Origin of the sequence: Streptomyces sp. NPDC002588 (assembly GCF_040295925.1) — a bacterium.
Taxonomy (GTDB): Bacteria; Actinomycetota; Actinomycetes; order Streptomycetales; family Streptomycetaceae; genus Streptomyces.
On sequence record NZ_JBEOWF010000002.1, the window covers coordinates 331,412 to 347,759 of the forward strand.

Here is a 16,348-nt window from a genome sequence, read left to right on the forward strand (position 1 = left end):
GCCGCCGGGCCGGGGCTCAGTAGGCGCCCTGGCCGTCCAGCACCGCGCGGACCGTGCGGGCCATCACGTCGACGTCGCCGGAGAGCGACCAGTTGTCGACGTAGCGCAGGTCGAGCGCGACCGTCTCGCGCCAGGACAGGTCGGAGCGGCCGCTGACCTGCCACAGGCCGGTCAGGCCCGGGCGGACGTGGAGCCGGCGCATCTCGATGCCGTTGTACTTGACGACCTCCTCGGGCAGCGGCGGGCGCGGGCCCACCAGCGACATGTGGCCGAAGAGGATGTTGAACAGCTGGGGCAGCTCGTCCAGCGAGTAGCGGCGCAGGACGCGTCCGACGGAGGTGACCCTGGGGTCCCGGCGCATCTTGAACATGTGCCCGTCGTTCTCGTTCTCCGCCTCCAGGCCGCTCTTGAGCCGGTCCGCGTCGACGACCATCGTGCGGAACTTCCACATGGCGAACCGCATGCCGTGCCGGCCGACCCGGGTCTGGCGGTAGAGGACCGGGCCCGGTGAGCCGAGCCGGACGGCCAGCGCCAGCAGGAGCAGCAGCGGCGAGAGCAGGACGATCAGCAGCAGGGCGCCGACCCGGTCCACGGCTCCCTTGGCGAGGCTGTGCGCGCCGCGCTGCGGGGGCGGGGCGATGTGCAGCAGGGTGAGGCCGGCCGCCGAGGTCAGCCGGACCCGGCGGCGGGCCACGTCGGTGATGCCGGGCAGCACCATGAGGGAGCGTCCCCGGTCGTACAGCGCCCAGGACAGCCGGCGCATCCGTTCGCCGGTCATGTGCGGGCCGGGCGCCACGAACACCAGGTCGGCCCCGAGTTCGTCGACCGCGCCGAGCACGAGGCCGGCGTCGGTCTCGGGGGTCTCGGGCGCCTCGAGCGGCAGCCGTACGCACACCGGCACCCCGGAGTCGATCTCTCCGTCGCCGACCGGGCAGGCGCCGACGATGATGTACTCGTGGTCGGTGCGCTGGGCGAGCTGCCCGACCACCGCGTCGAGCGTCGAGGCCTCGCCCACGACCACGACATGGCGCAGGGCGCGGGCGTTGCGGCGGGCGGCCACCAGGTGACGGTGGATCACCTTCTGGCAGACGCCCGTGCACACCAGTGCGGGGATGAGGGCCGTGAAGGCCTCGGCGGGCACGCTGCCGAGGCCGCAGACCACCCGCAGGGTGGCCAGGGCGCCGACGAGGACCAGCCAGTCCCGGACGACGGTCCGCAGACCGCCGCCGTCGCCCCAGGCCAGGAGCGTGTAGCGCTTGCTGGCCACGCCGATCAGCGGCCAGAGCAGGGCCGCGGCGGCGGCCAGCCGCAAGGGGTGGGGTTCACGGACCTCCACGATGGTCGCCGCGACCGGCAGGGCGGCGGCGAGCAGGTCCACGCCGACCGAGAAGGGGCGGTACCACAGGGCCCGTGTCTCCTCACGGTGGATGGGGTGACGCGCCATGGGAACCGGCGCCTGTCGGGACATCGCGATTCTGAACCGCCGCATGGTCTACCTCGAACACCCAGTCGAAGCTCATATTTCCAACATGATCCTTATATCACCACATGGGTAGAAAATAGGCTTTTTCTTGCCGAGTGTGTGGCATGGCGGTGTGCCGCGGCTTGGGGCACGGTGGAGTGACGCACGCGAGAGGAGCATCCGATGTCGAACCACACCTACCGGGTCACGGAGATCGTCGGCACCTCGCCCGAGGGCGTCGACCAGGCCGTCCGCAACGGCATCGCCCGCGCCTCGCAGACACTGCGCAACCTGGACTGGTTCGAGGTGACCCAGGTGCGCGGGCAGATCGAGGACGGCGACATCGCGCACTGGCAGGTGGGCCTGAAGGTCGGCTTCCGCCTCGACGAGTCGGACTGACCCGGGCCCTCAGGTACGGCCCTCCCGCTCCTGCGCCGCGCGCAGTTCGGCGGACGGCTCCGTCCGGCGCGCCAGGACGACGGCGAACCCGGCCCGTTCGGCGTCCACGCACACCAGCGCGTCGTCGTCGACCAGCACCCGCACCTCCCGGTCACGGTCGAACACGGCGAGCGGCCGCCTGCCGCTGTCGGTCACCCGCCTCACTCCGGAGCTGGTGGGGAATCCCGGCGGGGCACAGGTGTTGAACCCTGTATGACCTCCGTGATCGCCTCGGCCCGTTTCTCCGTCCTCGACCGCTCGCGCATCCGTGAGGGCCGCACCGGCGCGGAGGCGCTGCGGGACACCGTGGCGCTGGCGCGGGAGGCGGAGCGGCTCGGCTTCCACCGGTTCTGGGTCTCGGAGCACCACGGGGTGCCGGGGGTGGCGGGTTCGGCGCCCACCGTCCTCGCGGCCGCCGTGGCCGGGGCGACGCGCACGATCCGGGTCGGCACCGGCGGGGTCATGCTGCCCAACCACCGGCCGCTGGTCGTGGCCGAGCAGTTCGGTGTGCTGGAGTCGCTCTTCCCGGGCCGGATCGACATGGGTCTGGGCCGCTCGGTGGGCTTCACCGACGGGGTGCGCCGGGCGCTCGGCCGGGACAAGGACGACGCCGACGCCGACGACTTCACGGCCCAGCTGGCGGAACTGCTCGGCTGGTTCCGGGGCACCTCGCCGACCCGGGTGCACGCCTACCCGGCGCAGGGCCTGACCGTGCCGCCGTTCGTGCTGGCCATGGGCGAGGGCGCGGAGACCGCGGCCCGCGCGGGCCTGCCGATGGTCATCGGCGACCTGCGCGACCGGGAGCGGATGCGGCGCGGCATCGACCGGTACCGCACCCGCTTCCGCCCCTCCCCCTGGGCGCCCGAACCGTACGTCGTGGTCTCCGGCACGGTCGCCGTGGCCGCGACCGCCGAGGAGGCCCGCCGGCTCCTGCTGCCGGAGGCCTGGTCGATGGCGTACTCCCGCACCCATGGCACGTTCCCGCCGCTGCCGCCCGCCGGGCAGGTGGAGACCCGCACGATGACCGCGAAGGAGCGCGGCTTCTACGAGGCCGGTCTGACCGGGCACATCGCGGGCACCGAGGAGCAGGTGGCCGGCGAGCTGGAGCTGCTGCTGAAGGACACCGGGGCACAGGAGGTCCTCGTCACCACCAGCACGTACGACCGTGCGGCGCTGCTGGACTCCTACCGGCGGCTGGCCCGGGTCGTCCGGGCCTGAATCCGCTGCTCACGCCAGGACCCGTAGTGGTCCACCAGGGTCTCCTCGATCGGACGGTAGGTCAGGCCCAGTTCGTCGGTGCTTCTGCGGTTGTCGACGCGGAAGCGGATGCCGAGGTGGGCCCGGATGTAGTCCTGGGTGAGGCCGAAGGCGGGGCCGAGGATGCGGACGGGCCAGTGCGGGAGGGCCGTCCGGGGCAGGCGCAGGCTCCGCGGGTGGTGCCTCCGCAGGATGCGGGCCATCTGGTGGAAGGAGGTCATCTCCTCGGCCGCGAGGATGTACCGGCCGTGGGCGTCCGGGTGCTGCGCCGCCGCTATGTGGGCGGCGGCCACGTCGCGGACGTCGACCGTGGTGAAGCTGAAGTCCGGGGCGCCGTAGAAGAAGTAGCCCTTGAACAGCTCGTCCAGCAGGAACAGGCTGCCCGAGTCGGAGGCCGGGGTGAGGGAGGGGCCGAGGATCAGGCCGGGGTTGAGGACGACCATCCGCCAGCGGCTCTGCGCGGCCTCCGCGTCCCACGCGGCCTTCTCGGCGACCGTCTTGGCGTAGTGGTACGGGTTGTTCTCCACCGTGCTGGTGGTGTTGAAGTACCGCTCCGAGAGGATGCGGCCGTCCATGGCGTCGACGTCCGCGTAGTCGCCGAAGATCGCGCCCACCGTGGAGGTGAGGACGACCCGTTCGACGGTCTCCGTGCGGTCGACGGACGCCAGGACGTTCCTGGTGCCCTCGAGGGCCGGTTCCACCACGTCCCGCAGGCCGTCCTTGATCTTCTCCGGCATCAGGAAGGGCGAGGCCACGTGGAAGACGACCGTGCAACCCTTCATCGCCTCGTCGAAGGAGCCGTCCTTCAGCAGATCCGCCTCGAAGAGGCCGAGGCGGCCCGGGTGGGCGTCCCGGAGGGCGTGCAGGGGGGCGAGCTTCGCCGTGTTCGCCGTGGAGCGCACGGTCGTGCGCACCCGGTGGCCGCGCTCCAGGAGCTGCTGTACCAGGTGCGCGGCGACGAAACCGCTGCCTCCCGTCACCAGGACGGTGCTGCCGGCCGGCCCTGTGCTCACGTGCGCTCCCCTCAGGTGGTCGGGACGCGCGCCATGATCCCATCCCGCACGTCCGAAGACCCCCTGCTTGCCGGGAATTCGTGCGACGCACGAGGGTGCCCGTACGGCGTCCCGGACATCACCCGCGCTCCGGCCGCGGCCGCGAGCAGCCTCCGGTCAGGGTGCGTGCCCGGCTCGATCACCGGCAGCACCTCGACCTCCGCGACCAGTCCGCGCGCCGAGCACACCCGCCAGAGCGAGGTGAGCAGGGAGTCGTCGCCGACGTACGCGGGTGCGGTGCTGGCCGCCCCGGCGGCGTCCCGGTAGCGGATGCGGACGGGCTGGACGCGGGCCCCGGCGTCCAGCGCCGCCTGGAACACCGCGCGCCGGAAGGGCCCCTGCGCGCGCCCGCACCAGGTGCTGCCCTCCGGGAACACCGCGACCGCCTTCCCGCGGCGCAGCACGTCGGCGATCCGGGCGACCGTGCCGGGCAGGGCGCGCAGGCGGTCCCTTTCGATGAACAGACAGCCGTTCGCGGCCAGCGCGCCCGCCACCGGCCAGTCCCGGATCTCCTTCTTGGCGATCGTCCTGGCCGGGCGGACACCGGCCAGCAGCGGTATGTCCAGCCACGAGATGTGGTTGGCGACCAGGAGCAGTCCGCCGGTGGCGGGCGCGGGCCCGCCTGTCGCCCGGATCCGGACCCCGGAGGCCCGCACGACGGCGCGGCTCCACACGCGTATCACGCCCGCCGGGATCCAGGGGCCGACGGGGGACGCGACGACGCCGGCGAGCACCAGCACGACCACCGTGACCAGCCGCAGCACGGCCCACGGCAGGACGGTCCGGGACGCGGTGCTCTCCACGCACGCCACCGGGGTGCAGGGTGCGCCGGGCAGCCAGACGCTCATGAGGCCGGGACGAGGGAGAGGAAGTGCCGCAGGTAGCGCGCGTTGACCCGGCGCATCGACAGCAGCACGTACAGGTCGGCGACCCCGAAGTCGGGGTCGTGCGCGGGCTCGCCGCACACCCAGGCACCCAGCCGGACGTACCCGCGCAACAGGGCGGGCAGTTCGGTGCGGGCGGCCGGAGCCGTCTCGTTCGGCGTCCACGGCAGGAGCGGGCGTACCCGGAACTCCTCGGGCGCCAGGTGCTTCTCGCGGACCCGGTCCCAGGTGCCGGTGGCGAGGGCGCCGCCGTCGGCGAGCGGGATCGAGCAGCAGCCGGCCAGCCACTCGTGGCCGCGGTCCACCATGTAGCGGGCGATGCCGGCCCAGATCAGGCCGATGACCGTGCCGTCGCGGTGGTCGGGGTGCACACAGGAGCGGCCGACCTCGACCAGGCCTGGGCGGATCGTGTCGAGCGGGGTCAGGTCGAACTCGCCCTCCGAGTAGAGGCGTCCGGCGACCGAGGCGCGCTCCGGCGGCAGCAGCCGGTACGTGCCGACGACCTGGCCGGTCTCCGTGTCGCGCACGAGCAGGTGGTCGCAGTGGGCGTCGAAGGGGTCGACGTCGAGGCCCGGCTGCGGGGAGGACAACAGGGCGCCCATCTCGCCGGCGAACACGTCGTGCCGCAGCCGCTGGGCGGCCCGTACGTCGTCCTCGTCGCGGGCCAGGGTGACGGTGTAGCGGACGGGTGCCGTGGACTGCTGGGGACGGTCGAGCGTGGAAACGCCGGTCATGGCTCACTCCTGGGCACGGGCCACATCGGGGACGGTGGCGCTCCCCCTGTTTCTGCCGACCGCGGTTGGCGTGTACGTGACCGGTGCCGAGAGTGCGGATGTGGGAATGCTGAATGCCAGGCGCTTCGGAACTTCCCGGCCAACGCCAGGTGTTACCGCTTCACCTTGCGCGTCGCCCGCAGCCACTCCTTGTTCATGCCGGTGATCGACACGAGCGGGATGCCCTTCGGGCAGGCCGTCGCGCACTCCCCCGTCAGCGTGCAGCCGCCGAAGCCCTCCTCGTCCATCCGCGCCACCATGTCCAGGACGCGGGTCTCGCGCTCGGGCGCGCCCTGCGGCAGGACGTTCAGGTGGTTGATCTTCGCCGAGGTGAACAGCATCGCCGCGCCGTTGGGACAGGCCGCCACACAGGCCCCGCAGCCGATGCACTCGGCGTGCTCGAAGGCGGAGTCGGCGTCCGGCTTGGGCACCGGTGTGGCGTGCGCCTCCGGGGCGGAGCCGGTCGGGGCGGTGATGTAGCCGCCGGCCTGGATGATCCGGTCGAACGCCGACCGGTCCACGACCAGGTCCTTGACCACCGGGAAGGCCGCGGCCCGCCACGGCTCGACGTCGATGGTGTCGCCGTCGCGGAAGGACCGCATGTGCAGCTGGCAGGTGGTGGTGCGTTCGGGTCCGTGCGCGTCGCCGTTGATCATCAGGCTGCACGCGCCGCAGATGCCCTCGCGGCAGTCGTGGTCGAAGGCGACGGGGTCCTCGCCCTTGAGGATGAGCTCCTCGTTGAGGGTGTCGAGCATCTCCAGGAAGGACATGTCGGGCGAGATGCCGTCCACCTCGTACGTGGACATGGCGCCGTCGGCGTCCGCGGCACGCTGCCGCCAGACGCGCAGGGTGAGCTTCATGCGTAGCTCCGCTGGGTGGGGTGGACGTACTCGAAGACCAGGTCTTCCTTGTGCAGGGTGGGGGCCTCGCCGGTCCCGGTGAACTCCCAGGCCGCCGCGTAGGCGAACTCCTCGTCCCTGCGGGCCGCCTCGCCGTCCGGGGTCTGGGACTCCTCCCGGAAGTGGCCGCCGCAGGACTCGGCGCGGTGCAGTGCGTCGAGGCACATCAGCTCGGCGAGTTCCAGGTAGTCGACGATCCGGTTGGCCTTCTCCAGGGACTGGTTGAACTCCTCGCCCGTCCCCGGGACCTTGATCCGCCGCCAGAACTCCTCCCGGATCTGCGGGATGCGCTCAAGTGCCTTGCGCAGTCCGGCGTCCGTGCGGGCCATGCCGCAGAACTCCCACATCAGCTCGCCGACCTCGCGGTGGAAGGAGTCGGGGGTACGGTCGCCGTCGACGGACAGCAGCAGGTTCAGCCGGTCCTGGGTCTCGGCCAGCGTCTCCTGGACGACGGGGTGTTCGTCGGTCACCGCGTCCTGGTGCGGGTTGCGGGCGAGGTAGTCGTTGATGGTCGCCGGGAGGACGAAGTAGCCGTCGGCCAGGCCCTGCATCAGCGCGGAGGCGCCGAGTCGGTTCGCGCCGTGGTCGGAGAAGTTGGCCTCGCCGATCGCGAACAGGCCGGGGACCGTGGTCTGGAGGTCGTAGTCGACCCACAGTCCGCCCATCGTGTAGTGCACGGCCGGGTAGATCCGCATCGGCACCTCGTACGGATCCTCGTCGGTGATCCGCTGGTACATGTCGAAGAGGTTGCCGTACCTGGCCTCGACGGCCTTGCGGCCCATGCGCCGGACGGCGTCGGCGAAGTCCAGGTAGACGCCCTGTCCGCCGGGGCCGACGCCCCTGCCCTCGTCGCAGACGTTCTTCGCGGCGCGGGAGGCGATGTCGCGCGGGACCAGGTTGCCGAAGGAGGGGTAGATGCGCTCCAGGTAGTAGTCGCGCTCGTCCTCGGGGATCTTGTTCGCGGGCCGGGTGTCGCCCTTCGCCTTCGGCACCCAGATCCGGCCGTCGTTGCGCAGCGACTCGCTCATCAGGGTCAGCTTCGACTGGTGGTCGCCGGTGCGCGGGATGCAGGTCGGGTGGATCTGCGTGAAGCAGGGGTTGGCGAAGTACGCGCCGCGCCGGTGCGCCCGCCAGATCGCGGTCGCGTTGGAGTTCATGGCGTTCGTCGACAGGTAGAAGACGTTGCCGTAGCCGCCGCTGGCGAGTACGACGGCGTCCGCGAAGTACGTGTCGATCTTCCCCGTGATCAGGTCCCGGGCGACGATGCCGCGTGCCCGGCCGTCGACGACGATCAGGTCGAGCATCTCGGTGCGCGGGTGCATCTCGATGTTCCCGGCGGCGATCTGCCTGCTCAGGGCCTGGTAGGCGCCCAGCAGGAGCTGCTGGCCCGTCTGGCCGCGGGCGTAGAAGGTCCGGGACACCTGGACGCCGCCGAAGGAACGGGTGTCGAGGAGGCCGCCGTACTCGCGGGCGAACGGCACACCCTGCGCCACGCACTGGTCGATGATCTCGACGGAGATCTGCGCGAGCCGGTGGACGTTGGACTCGCGCGCCCGGAAGTCGCCGCCCTTGACGGTGTCGTAGAACAGCCGGTGGACGGAGTCGCCGTCGTTGCGGTAGTTCTTCGCCGCGTTGATGCCGCCCTGTGCGGCGATCGAGTGGGCGCGGCGCGGGGAGTCCTGGTAGCAGAACTGGACGACGTGGTAGCCCTGTTCGGCGAGCGTGGCGCCTGCCGAGCCGCCGGCGAGGCCGGTGCCGACGACGATGACGGTGTGCTTGCGCCGGTTGGCCGGGTTGACCAGCCTGGCCTCGAAACGGCGCTTGTCCCAGCGCTCGGCGACGGGTCCCGTGGGGGCCTTGGCGTCGGCGACGGGTGCGCCGGTCGTGTAGTCGGTGTAGGTCATCTTCAGCTCACCACTCCGGTCATGACGCCCACGGGTACGGCGATGAAGCCGGCCGTGAGCAGCAGCGCGAGGACGTTCGCCGTGGTCTTCAGGACGCGGTCGCGGGTGCGGCTGCCGACGCCGAGGGACTGGGCGGCGGACCAGAAGCCGTGCCGCACGTGCAGGCCGAGGGCGAGCATCGCGACGATGTAGATCACGTTGCCGTACCAGGTGGAGAAGGTGTCCACGACGTTCTGGTACGGGTGTCCCTCCTGGAAGCCGCCGCTGTGCACGGTGCCGGTCGTCAGGTCGAGGAGGTGCCAGACGATGAACAGGCCGAGGATGATCCCGCCCCAGCGCATGGTGCGCGTGGCGTAGCTCGCCCGGGGCTTCCTGTGCACGTACTTGCTGGGCCGCGCCTTGATGTCGCGGCGGCTGAGCTGGTACGCGGAGGTGGCGTGGGCGACCACGGCCACGACCAGGACCACGCGGATCAGCCAGAGCGTCCACTCGTAGTGCATGAACGGCTCGCCCATGGTGCGCAGCCAGTGCGCGTAGTGGTTGAACTCCCCGGGGCCGAAGAAGATCTTCAGGTTTCCGATCATGTGGGCGACCAGATACAGCAGCATGATCAGACCGCTGACCGCCATCACCGTCTTCTTGCCGACGGAGGAGTCCCACACGGTGCGCGCCATGGACGGCCGTCGGTCCGTCCGCGTTGCCAGAGCCATGTCCCAAGACGCTAGGGCCGTTCGGCCCCATCGGTCCAAGACATGAAACGGCTTGTTCCGATAGGCAGGGGCTATCCTGCTGGGGTGCAGTTCCAGCAGCTCCACTACTTCGTGGCGGTGGCCGAGACCCGCCACTTCACCCGGGCCGCCGAGCTGGTGCATGTCGCCCAGCCGTCGCTGTCGCAGCAGATCAGGGCGCTGGAGCGGGAGCTCGGGGCGGATCTGTTCCAGCGGGCGCGCGGCAACATCACGCTCACCGACGCGGGCGAGGCGCTGCTGCCGCTGGCCCGCCGGATCCTCGCGGACACCGAGACCGCCAGGTACGAGGTGCAGGAGCTGGTACAGCTGCGCAGCGGGCGGGTGCGGCTGGGGGCCACCCCGAGTCTGTGCACCGGTCTGCTGCCGGATGTGCTGCGCGCCTTCCACGACCGCTACCCGGGCATCCGGCTGCTGATCGAGGAGGGCGGCTCGCACGATCTCGTACGGCAGCTCGCCCGCGGCGCCCTGGACCTCGCCCTGGTGGTCATGCCGCTGCCGACCCCCTCCCCCGCGCTGACCACGGTGGAGCTGCTGCGCGAGGACCTGGTCGTGGTCTCCTCCCCCGAGGCGCCCAAGCCCGGCGGGGGACGGCGGACCGTGCGGATCGCCGACCTGGAGGGCGAACGGCTCGTGATGTTCCGGCACGGCTACGACCTGCGGGAACTGACCGTGGCCGCCTGCCGGGCGGAGGGGTTCGAGCCGGAGTTCGCGGTCGAGGGCGGCGAGATGGACGCGGTGCTCGGCTTCGTCCGGGCCGGGCTGGGGATGGCCGTCGTGCCGCGCATGGTGGCCGCCCGGTCCGGACGCGGGCTGCGGGTCACCCCGATCGCCCGGCCCGGCCTGCACCGGGCGATCGCCCTCGCGCACCGCAGCGACGTGGCTCCGCCGCGGGCGGCGCGGGAACTTCAGCGGATGCTGCTGGAGAGCTGAGCGGTCAGCTCTGCGCGGCCGGCCTGAGGACCTCCTCGCACCACTGACGGAAGCTCGTGGGCGCGGTGTCGGGGGTGCTGGGCTGGGCGGCGCCGTAGAAGCCCTGGGCGTTCTGGGCGTCCATCATGTCGGCCACGCTCTGCGCCCACGACTCACTGGCGCCGAAGCGCAGCAGCGTCGCCTTCTGGTCCGCGCTGGTGATCTGCCGTGTCCGCACGGGACGGCCCAGCACCTCCGAGACGACCTGTGCCATGCCGTCGGGGGTCAGCGCGTCGGGGCCCACCACCGGTACGTCGGCGTACCCGGTCCAGGAGTCGTCGAGGAGCAGCCGGGCCGCCGTGGCGCCGACGTCCCGGACGGCGCAGGTGCGCAGCACCCGGTCCGCCGCGGACACGGCGGGCCAGACCCCCTCGTCGCGGATCGAGGCGACGTGCCGCAGCGTGTTCTCCATCAGGGAGGGCGGGCACACGGCCCGGTAGTGCACGCCCGTCGCGGCGATCGTCTCGTCCATGGCCAGCGAGGCGGAGATCAGTCCGGCGTTCTTGGCGACGCCTCGGCCGAGGGTCGAGACGGACACGACGCGTTCGACGCCCTGGGCCGCGATCACCTGGCACAGCGACTCGGTGAAGTGTGCGAAATTGCCCTCGACGCTCTCGGCGGCGGGGGTCGGCGGCACCAGCCAGAACACGCGGTCGGCGCCCTGACAGGCCTCCTTCAGTACAGCGGGGTCGGCGTGCGACCCCTGGACCACCTCGACGCGGTCGCGGACCGCGGGGGCGAGTCCGGCCGGGTCGCGGACGACCACCCGGACCGGTGCGGAGCCCTCACCGGCGTCGAGGAGGCGGGCGACGACCTCGCGGCCGATCTGCCCGGTGGGTGTGGTGACGACAATCATGAACTGCTCCTGGAACAGGCTGGGTTGGGATGTCCTTGAGCCTGCCGCCCGGCGGCGGGTAACTGAAGGACCGGTTCGGTCGCGGTTGTTACCCTCAGGGCAATACCGATCGGAGAGCAGGCCCATGGAATCCCGTCCGCTGCGCTATTTCGTCGCCGTCGCCGAGGAGCTGAACTTCGCCCGGGCCGCCGAGCGGCTGGGTATCTCGCCGCCGCCGCTCTCGCGGGCGATCCACCGGCTGGAGGCGGACCTCGGAGCCGCGCTCTTCGAGCGGACCACCCACAGCGTGGCGCTGACACCGGCGGGAGAAGTACTGCTGCCGGAGGCCCGGTTCGCGCTGGAGGCGCTGGACGCCGCCGGGCAGCGGGCGCGGCGGGCGGCCTCCCGCGAGCCGAAGCTGTCGCTGGCGGTGAAGGCCGACGGGGACGCGGGACTGCTGGAGACGATCCTCGCGCGGTACGCCGCAGACCCCGCCTCGGTGCCCGTCTCCGTCCGGTTGTGCGCGTGGCACGAGCAGTCCCGGCTGCTGCGCCGGGGCGAGGCCGATGTCGGCCTGGTCTACGAGCCGTACGACCGCACCGGCCTCGACGCGGAGAGCCTGGCCGTCGAACCGCGCGTCGCCGCCCTCGCCGCGAGCCATCCGCTCGCCGCCCGGACCGGGCTGTGCCTCGCCGACCTCGGGCTGCGCCCCGACGAGGCCTACCGGTACATCGACGACGTCCGTGGCAAGGGCAACGACCTCGCCCAGCTGCTCACGCTCGTCGGTCTGGGCGAGGCCGTCCCCCTGCTGCCCGTGTCCGTCGCCGCTCGCTACCCCCGGCCGGGCGTCGTCTACCGCCCCGTCCCGGACGCACCCCCCGCCGTGCTGGCCGTCGCCTGGCCGCAGCAGTCCCGTTCGAGGGCGACGGCGGCGTTCGTCCGGGCGGCGGTGGCGGTGGCGGACGAGCTCGGAGAACGCGCGGCGGGCTGACCGGGGCGGGCCGGGCGCCTCACGGGGTGGCCTCGGTGTCGACGGTCCACGTGCCGTCACCGACCTCGGCGACCAGGTCCGGAGCGGCGACCGCGACGGGCGATGTGAAGACGTCCGCGGCCGCCTCCCGGGCCAGGTCGGGGTCCGTGCCCGGCCAGAGGTGGGTGAGCATGAGGCGGGCGGCGCCCGCCTGCCGGGCGTACTCGCCGGCCAGTCGTGCCGTCAGCAGAGAGGCCGCGTCGGCGGTCGGCACCCGGTGGACGTACGTGGCCTCCGACAGGAACAGGTCGGCGTCCCGCGCGAGCCTCGGTATGTCGGGGCTGGGACCGGTGTCGCCGGTGTAGGCGAGCGTGGCCCCGGGCGTGGAGAGCCGGAGACCCGCGTTCGGCACGAAGTGCGGCAGGAGCCAGGTGTCGGTGGAGAACGGTCCGACGTCGAACCGGTCGCCCGGATCGAACTCGTGGAGTCGGTAGGCGTCGGCGAGCATGGCCGGCTTGTCGAGCGCCAGGACGGCGTCGAGCGCGCCGCGCGGGGCGAAGACGGGCAGCGCCGGCGGCGGGTCGTCGCTCAGCCCGCGGGCCCGGAGCAAGGGGCTGAGGTCGGCGCAGTGGTCCGGGTGCCCGTGACTGATCAGCACGGCGTCGACGGCGTCGACCGTGCCGTGCAGCAGCAGGCGGGGCAGGGTGGCGTATCCGGGGTCGACGAGCAGCCGGAACCCGCCCTGCTCGACGAGATAGCCGCTGCAGGCCTGGACCGCCGTCGGCCACGCCCCGCAGCCGCCGAGAACCGTCAGTCGCATGACACGGCACCCTAAGGGCTGGGCCCGCGGCCGGCGGGCGGTTTTCCGGACCGGCGGCGCAGGCGGCGCCGGTCAGGGGCGCCGCCTGCCGTGTCGTGCCGTCACCCCGTCGCGTCCACCAGCGCCAGTTCGTGCAGGCGTTCCGGCGGACCCGGGCGGGCGTAGTACCAGCCCTGGGCGGTGTCGCAGCCGAGTATGCGGAGTTGTTCGGCCTGGGCGCCGGTCTCCACGCCCTCCACCGTCACCGCGAGGTCCAGGCTGTGGGCCAGGGAGACGATCCCCTCGACGATCTTCAGGTCGACGGGGTCCGCCGGGAACTGCTGCATGCCCTGGGTGAAGGAGCGGTCCAGCTTCAGGACGCTCACCGGGAGGCGGCGCAGGTTGGCGAGGTTGGAATAGCCGGTGCCGAAGTCGTCCAGGGCGATGTCGACACCCATCTCGGCGAGCCGGCGCAGCGGTTTGAGCAGGTCGTCGTCGGCGCCGATCAGGGCCGACTCCGTCACCTCCAGACAGAGTGCCTGCGGCTCGACACCCGTGCGTTCCAGGATGTCGACCGTCTCCTGGACCAGACCGGGGTGCGTGAGCTGGCACGGCGAGAGGTTGACGTTGACCCGGAGCGGGCCGAGCAGGTCGGTGTCCCCGGCGCGTTCCCGCCACTCGCGGGCCTGGCGCACCGACTGTTCGAGGACCCAGCGGCCCAGTGGCACGATCAGCCCGGTGTGTTCGGCGAGCGGGATGAACCGGTCGGGTCCGAGGACCCCGTGCTGCGGATGCAGCCAGCGGACGAGTGCCTCCGCGCCGCGCACGCTGCCGTCGCCGAGCCGGACCAGCGGCTGGTACTCGATGAAGAACTCGCCCCGCTCCAGGGCCGCCGGGAGGGCCGTGGTCAGCCCGTGGCGGGTGATCGCGCGGGCGTCGGCCTCGGGATCGGCGAGCTCGAAGCGGTTGCCGCCCGCCGACTTGGCCCGGTACATGGTGATGTCGGCGCTGCGCAGCACCTCCGCCGCGCTGCGCTCCCCCGCCGGCCCCTCCACGATGCCGATGCTGCCGCGCACGGTCAGCTCACGGCCGTCGATGCGCACCGGCGCGAGCAGCGCGTTCTGGATGCGCGCGGCGAGTTCGTCGACCTCGCGGCGGGTCTCGGTGTTGGTGGTGAGCGCCACGAACTCGTCGCCGCCGAGGCGGGCCACCATCTCGCCGGGCGCGGTCGCGCAGGACTGCAGCCGGTCGGCGACCTCCACGAGCAGCCGGTCGCCGGCCGCGTGGCCGAGGCTGTCGTTGATGGTCTTGAAGCCGTCCAGGTCGAGGTAGCACAGGCCGAAGCGCCGGTCCTTGCCCGCGCCCAGCACCTTTTCCAGCCGTTCGAAGAACAGGGTGCGGTTGGGCAGGCCGGTGAGCGCGTCGTGGGTGGCCTCGTAGCGCAGCCGCAGGTTGAGCAGCCGGCGCTCGGTGGTGTCCTCCATCAGAGCAAGCTGGTACTGCGGTTCGCCGTCGGCGTCGCGCAGCAGGGAGACCGTCAGGTTCGTCCACAGGACGGTTCCGTCGGGGCGGTAGAACGCCTTCTCCAGGTGGTAGTGCTCGCGCTCGCCGCGGACCAGCTCCTCGTACAGCTTCCAGGTCTGCGGGGCGTCCTCCGGGTGGGTCCAGTCCACGACGTTGCGGCCGTGCATGGTCTGCTCGGAGACGCCGAACATGCGCAGCAGCGCGCCGTTGACCTGGAGGATGTTGCCATCAAGGTCGGCCATGCCGATTCCTATCGCGGCGCCTTCGAAGACCGCGCGGAAGCGGGCCTCGCTCGCGTGCAGCGCCTGCGCCACCACGCCCTGCGCCCGCAACGCGGCCTGGGCGATGGCCTCCTGCTCGGCGAGGGTGCGCTCGCGCAGGGCGTGCGCGTAGCCGGCGGCGATGGCGTGCTGGAGCCGGGAGGCGCGGGCGCGCAGGTCCTCCTGGGGGCCGTCCTCGCCGCAGTAGAGCACCAGGTAGGCGTCGACGCAGTCGAGGGCCCGGCTGAGGGCCTCCGGGTCGGTGCAGTGCGCCTCCACGAGGGCCGCGCCGACCGCCCGGCCCGCGTCGGCGTCGAAGGTCCTCGCCAGCAGCGCCTCACGCAACCGCCGGGCCGAGGGCAGGATCTGCTCCTCGAACTCGGGACGGGTCAGCGACGTCGAGGTCACCGGGAACACGGTCCGGCTCCAGATCGTCGCGAACCGGCGCAGTCTGTCCTCCGGCCCGTCCGGCTCGGCGGTCACGCCGCACGCCCCACGCCGGCGAACCCGGTGAAGGCATAGGGATCCTCGTCCTCCGGTGCCGTGTCCGGCCGCCACCGCGGCATCGGCACCAGTCCCGGTTCCACCATGTCGTACCCTTCGAAGAACCGTGCGATCTCGTCCCGCGAGCGCATGATCAGCGGGTTGCGGATGTCCTTGTACACGTCCACCGCGCCCGCGACCCGCTCCGGAGGCAGCGGGACGCCCTCGTACGAGGTGTGGGTGAGGACGAGCAGACTGCCGGGTGCCAGTGCCCGGGTCAGCTCGGCCACCGCCGCGTACGGGTCGTCCGTGTCCTCCACGAAGTGCAGTATGGCAACAAGCAGCAGCGCCACCGGGCGGTCCAGGTCGATCAGGGCCCGCACCTGGGGGCTGTCGAGGATCTCCTGCGGCTTGCGCAGATCGGCGGCCACGACGTCGGCGTGCTCGTTGCCCGCCAGCACGGCCTGGCTGTGCGCGACGGCCACCGGGTCGTGGTCGACGTAGACGACGCGGGCGTCCGGGGTCGCCGCCTGGGCGACCTCGTGGACGTTGCCGAAGGTCGGTATCCCGGAGCCGACGTCGAGGAACTGGGTGACGCCCTCGCCCGCCGCGAAGCGCACCGCCCGGCGCATGAACGCCCGGTTCGCCTGCATGATCTTGGGGAGCCCCGGGACGAACTCCATGGCCCTGCGGGCCGCTTCGCGGTCGACCTCGAAGTTGTGCGAACCGCCCAGGTAGTAGTCGTAGATCCGCGAGACGCTGGGCACCGAGATGTCGATGCTCCGGGGAGCCCAGGCGGGACGCTCCATCTATCTCTCCAAGCCGTAGGCGATCCGGTGTTCGAGCTGAGGCTACTGATCGCCCGCCAAAGGGGCGAGTGGAAACGGAAATTGACCGTCCGTTCCCGGTCACTGCCTGCGGCACGTGCCGGATCGACGCCCCCGGAGGGCCTACGAAAAGTACCCGAAGCATTCCGGACGGTCCCGGAGCGGCCTGAAGGGCGGCGAAAGCCACCGCATACGAAGGATGAACGCACAGCACAGCGGTCCGCCCCCTCCGTGCGGCGCGAAGGGGGCGGACCAAGGGTCGT

At 72.1% G+C, this 16,348-nt stretch carries 16 protein-coding genes; 4 read left to right on the forward strand and 12 right to left on the reverse strand.

The annotated features are described in order from the left end of the window. Window positions 1–16: 16 nt before the first annotated feature. Window positions 17–1,378 carry a sugar transferase gene (locus ABT057_RS04200; RefSeq protein WP_502973773.1) on the reverse strand — a complete coding sequence of 454 codons (1,362 nt, stop codon included), beginning with the start codon at window positions 1,376–1,378 and terminating at the stop codon, window positions 17–19. 267 nt (window positions 1,379–1,645) lie between these two features. On the opposite strand from ABT057_RS04200, the gene ABT057_RS04205 reads away from it, so the two are divergent. After that, on the forward strand, window positions 1,646–1,861 hold the full coding sequence (locus tag ABT057_RS04205) for a dodecin (protein ID WP_352340874.1): 216 nt from the start codon (window positions 1,646–1,648) through the stop codon (window positions 1,859–1,861). A 9-nt stretch (window positions 1,862–1,870) separates the two neighbouring features. Here ABT057_RS04205 and ABT057_RS04210 read toward each other — a convergent pair whose 3' ends face one another. Next, on the reverse strand, window positions 1,871–2,056 hold the full coding sequence (locus ABT057_RS04210; protein WP_352340982.1) for a hypothetical protein: 186 nt from the start codon (window positions 2,054–2,056) through the stop codon (window positions 1,871–1,873). A 57-nt stretch (window positions 2,057–2,113) separates the two neighbouring features. Between ABT057_RS04210 and ABT057_RS04215 the strand changes: the two genes are divergently transcribed. After that, complete coding sequence (locus tag ABT057_RS04215; RefSeq protein WP_352340875.1) at window positions 2,114–3,118, forward strand: LLM class flavin-dependent oxidoreductase; 1,005 nt, start codon at window positions 2,114–2,116, stop codon at window positions 3,116–3,118. Here the strand turns inward: ABT057_RS04215 and ABT057_RS04220 are convergent. The 6 genes from ABT057_RS04220 to ABT057_RS04245 form a co-directional block, all read right to left on the reverse strand. Beyond that, window positions 3,085–4,170, reverse strand: coding sequence for an NAD-dependent epimerase/dehydratase family protein (locus ABT057_RS04220; RefSeq protein WP_352340876.1), 1,086 nt, complete (start codon window positions 4,168–4,170; stop codon window positions 3,085–3,087). The two genes, ABT057_RS04215 and ABT057_RS04220, sit on opposite strands and share 34 nt — an antisense overlap. An 11-nt stretch (window positions 4,171–4,181) precedes the next feature. Beyond that, entirely contained in the window at window positions 4,182–5,057 is an 876-nt protein-coding gene (locus ABT057_RS04225; RefSeq protein ID WP_352340877.1) for a lysophospholipid acyltransferase family protein, read from the reverse strand. Beyond that, window positions 5,054–5,827 (reverse strand): GNAT family N-acetyltransferase, encoded by a 774-nt coding sequence (locus ABT057_RS04230; RefSeq protein ID WP_352340878.1) that lies wholly within the window; start codon window positions 5,825–5,827, stop codon window positions 5,054–5,056. Before ABT057_RS04230 ends, ABT057_RS04225 begins: the two co-directional genes overlap by 4 nt. Window positions 5,828–5,979: 152 nt before the next feature. Further along, entirely contained in the window at window positions 5,980–6,726 is a 747-nt protein-coding gene (locus tag ABT057_RS04235; protein ID WP_352340879.1) for a succinate dehydrogenase/fumarate reductase iron-sulfur subunit, read from the reverse strand. Then, a complete protein-coding gene (locus tag ABT057_RS04240) occupies window positions 6,723–8,669 on the reverse strand; it encodes a fumarate reductase/succinate dehydrogenase flavoprotein subunit (RefSeq protein WP_352340880.1) in 1,947 nt (648 codons plus the stop codon). Before ABT057_RS04240 ends, ABT057_RS04235 begins: the two co-directional genes overlap by 4 nt. Before the next feature lie 2 nt (window positions 8,670–8,671). Continuing rightward, window positions 8,672–9,343 (reverse strand): succinate dehydrogenase, encoded by a 672-nt coding sequence (locus ABT057_RS04245; RefSeq protein WP_352340979.1) that lies wholly within the window; start codon window positions 9,341–9,343, stop codon window positions 8,672–8,674. A gap of 120 nt (window positions 9,344–9,463) precedes the next feature. Between ABT057_RS04245 and ABT057_RS04250 the strand changes: the two genes are divergently transcribed. After that, window positions 9,464–10,348: a LysR family transcriptional regulator gene (locus ABT057_RS04250; protein WP_352340881.1), complete on the forward strand. Its 885-nt coding sequence runs from the start codon at window positions 9,464–9,466 to the stop codon at window positions 10,346–10,348. A 4-nt stretch (window positions 10,349–10,352) separates the two neighbouring features. Here ABT057_RS04250 and ABT057_RS04255 read toward each other — a convergent pair whose 3' ends face one another. Next, window positions 10,353–11,243, reverse strand: a complete 891-nt coding sequence (locus tag ABT057_RS04255) for an NAD(P)H-binding protein (RefSeq protein WP_352340882.1) — start codon at window positions 11,241–11,243, stop codon at window positions 10,353–10,355. Window positions 11,244–11,367: 124 nt separating this feature from the next. Between ABT057_RS04255 and ABT057_RS04260 the strand changes: the two genes are divergently transcribed. Beyond that, complete coding sequence (locus ABT057_RS04260) at window positions 11,368–12,213, forward strand: LysR family transcriptional regulator (RefSeq protein WP_352340883.1); 846 nt, start codon at window positions 11,368–11,370, stop codon at window positions 12,211–12,213. 19 nt (window positions 12,214–12,232) lie between these two features. Here ABT057_RS04260 and ABT057_RS04265 read toward each other — a convergent pair whose 3' ends face one another. From ABT057_RS04265 to ABT057_RS04275, 3 genes are all read right to left on the reverse strand, one after another. Next, complete coding sequence (locus ABT057_RS04265; RefSeq protein WP_352340884.1) at window positions 12,233–13,012, reverse strand: MBL fold metallo-hydrolase; 780 nt, start codon at window positions 13,010–13,012, stop codon at window positions 12,233–12,235. Between the two features lie 101 nt (window positions 13,013–13,113). Then, complete coding sequence (locus ABT057_RS04270; protein WP_352340885.1) at window positions 13,114–15,258, reverse strand: putative bifunctional diguanylate cyclase/phosphodiesterase; 2,145 nt, start codon at window positions 15,256–15,258, stop codon at window positions 13,114–13,116. Further along, window positions 15,255–16,067, reverse strand: a complete 813-nt coding sequence (locus ABT057_RS04275) for an SAM-dependent methyltransferase (RefSeq protein ID WP_352340886.1) — start codon at window positions 16,065–16,067, stop codon at window positions 15,255–15,257. Before ABT057_RS04275 ends, ABT057_RS04270 begins: the two co-directional genes overlap by 4 nt. Window positions 16,068–16,348 lie beyond the last annotated feature (281 nt).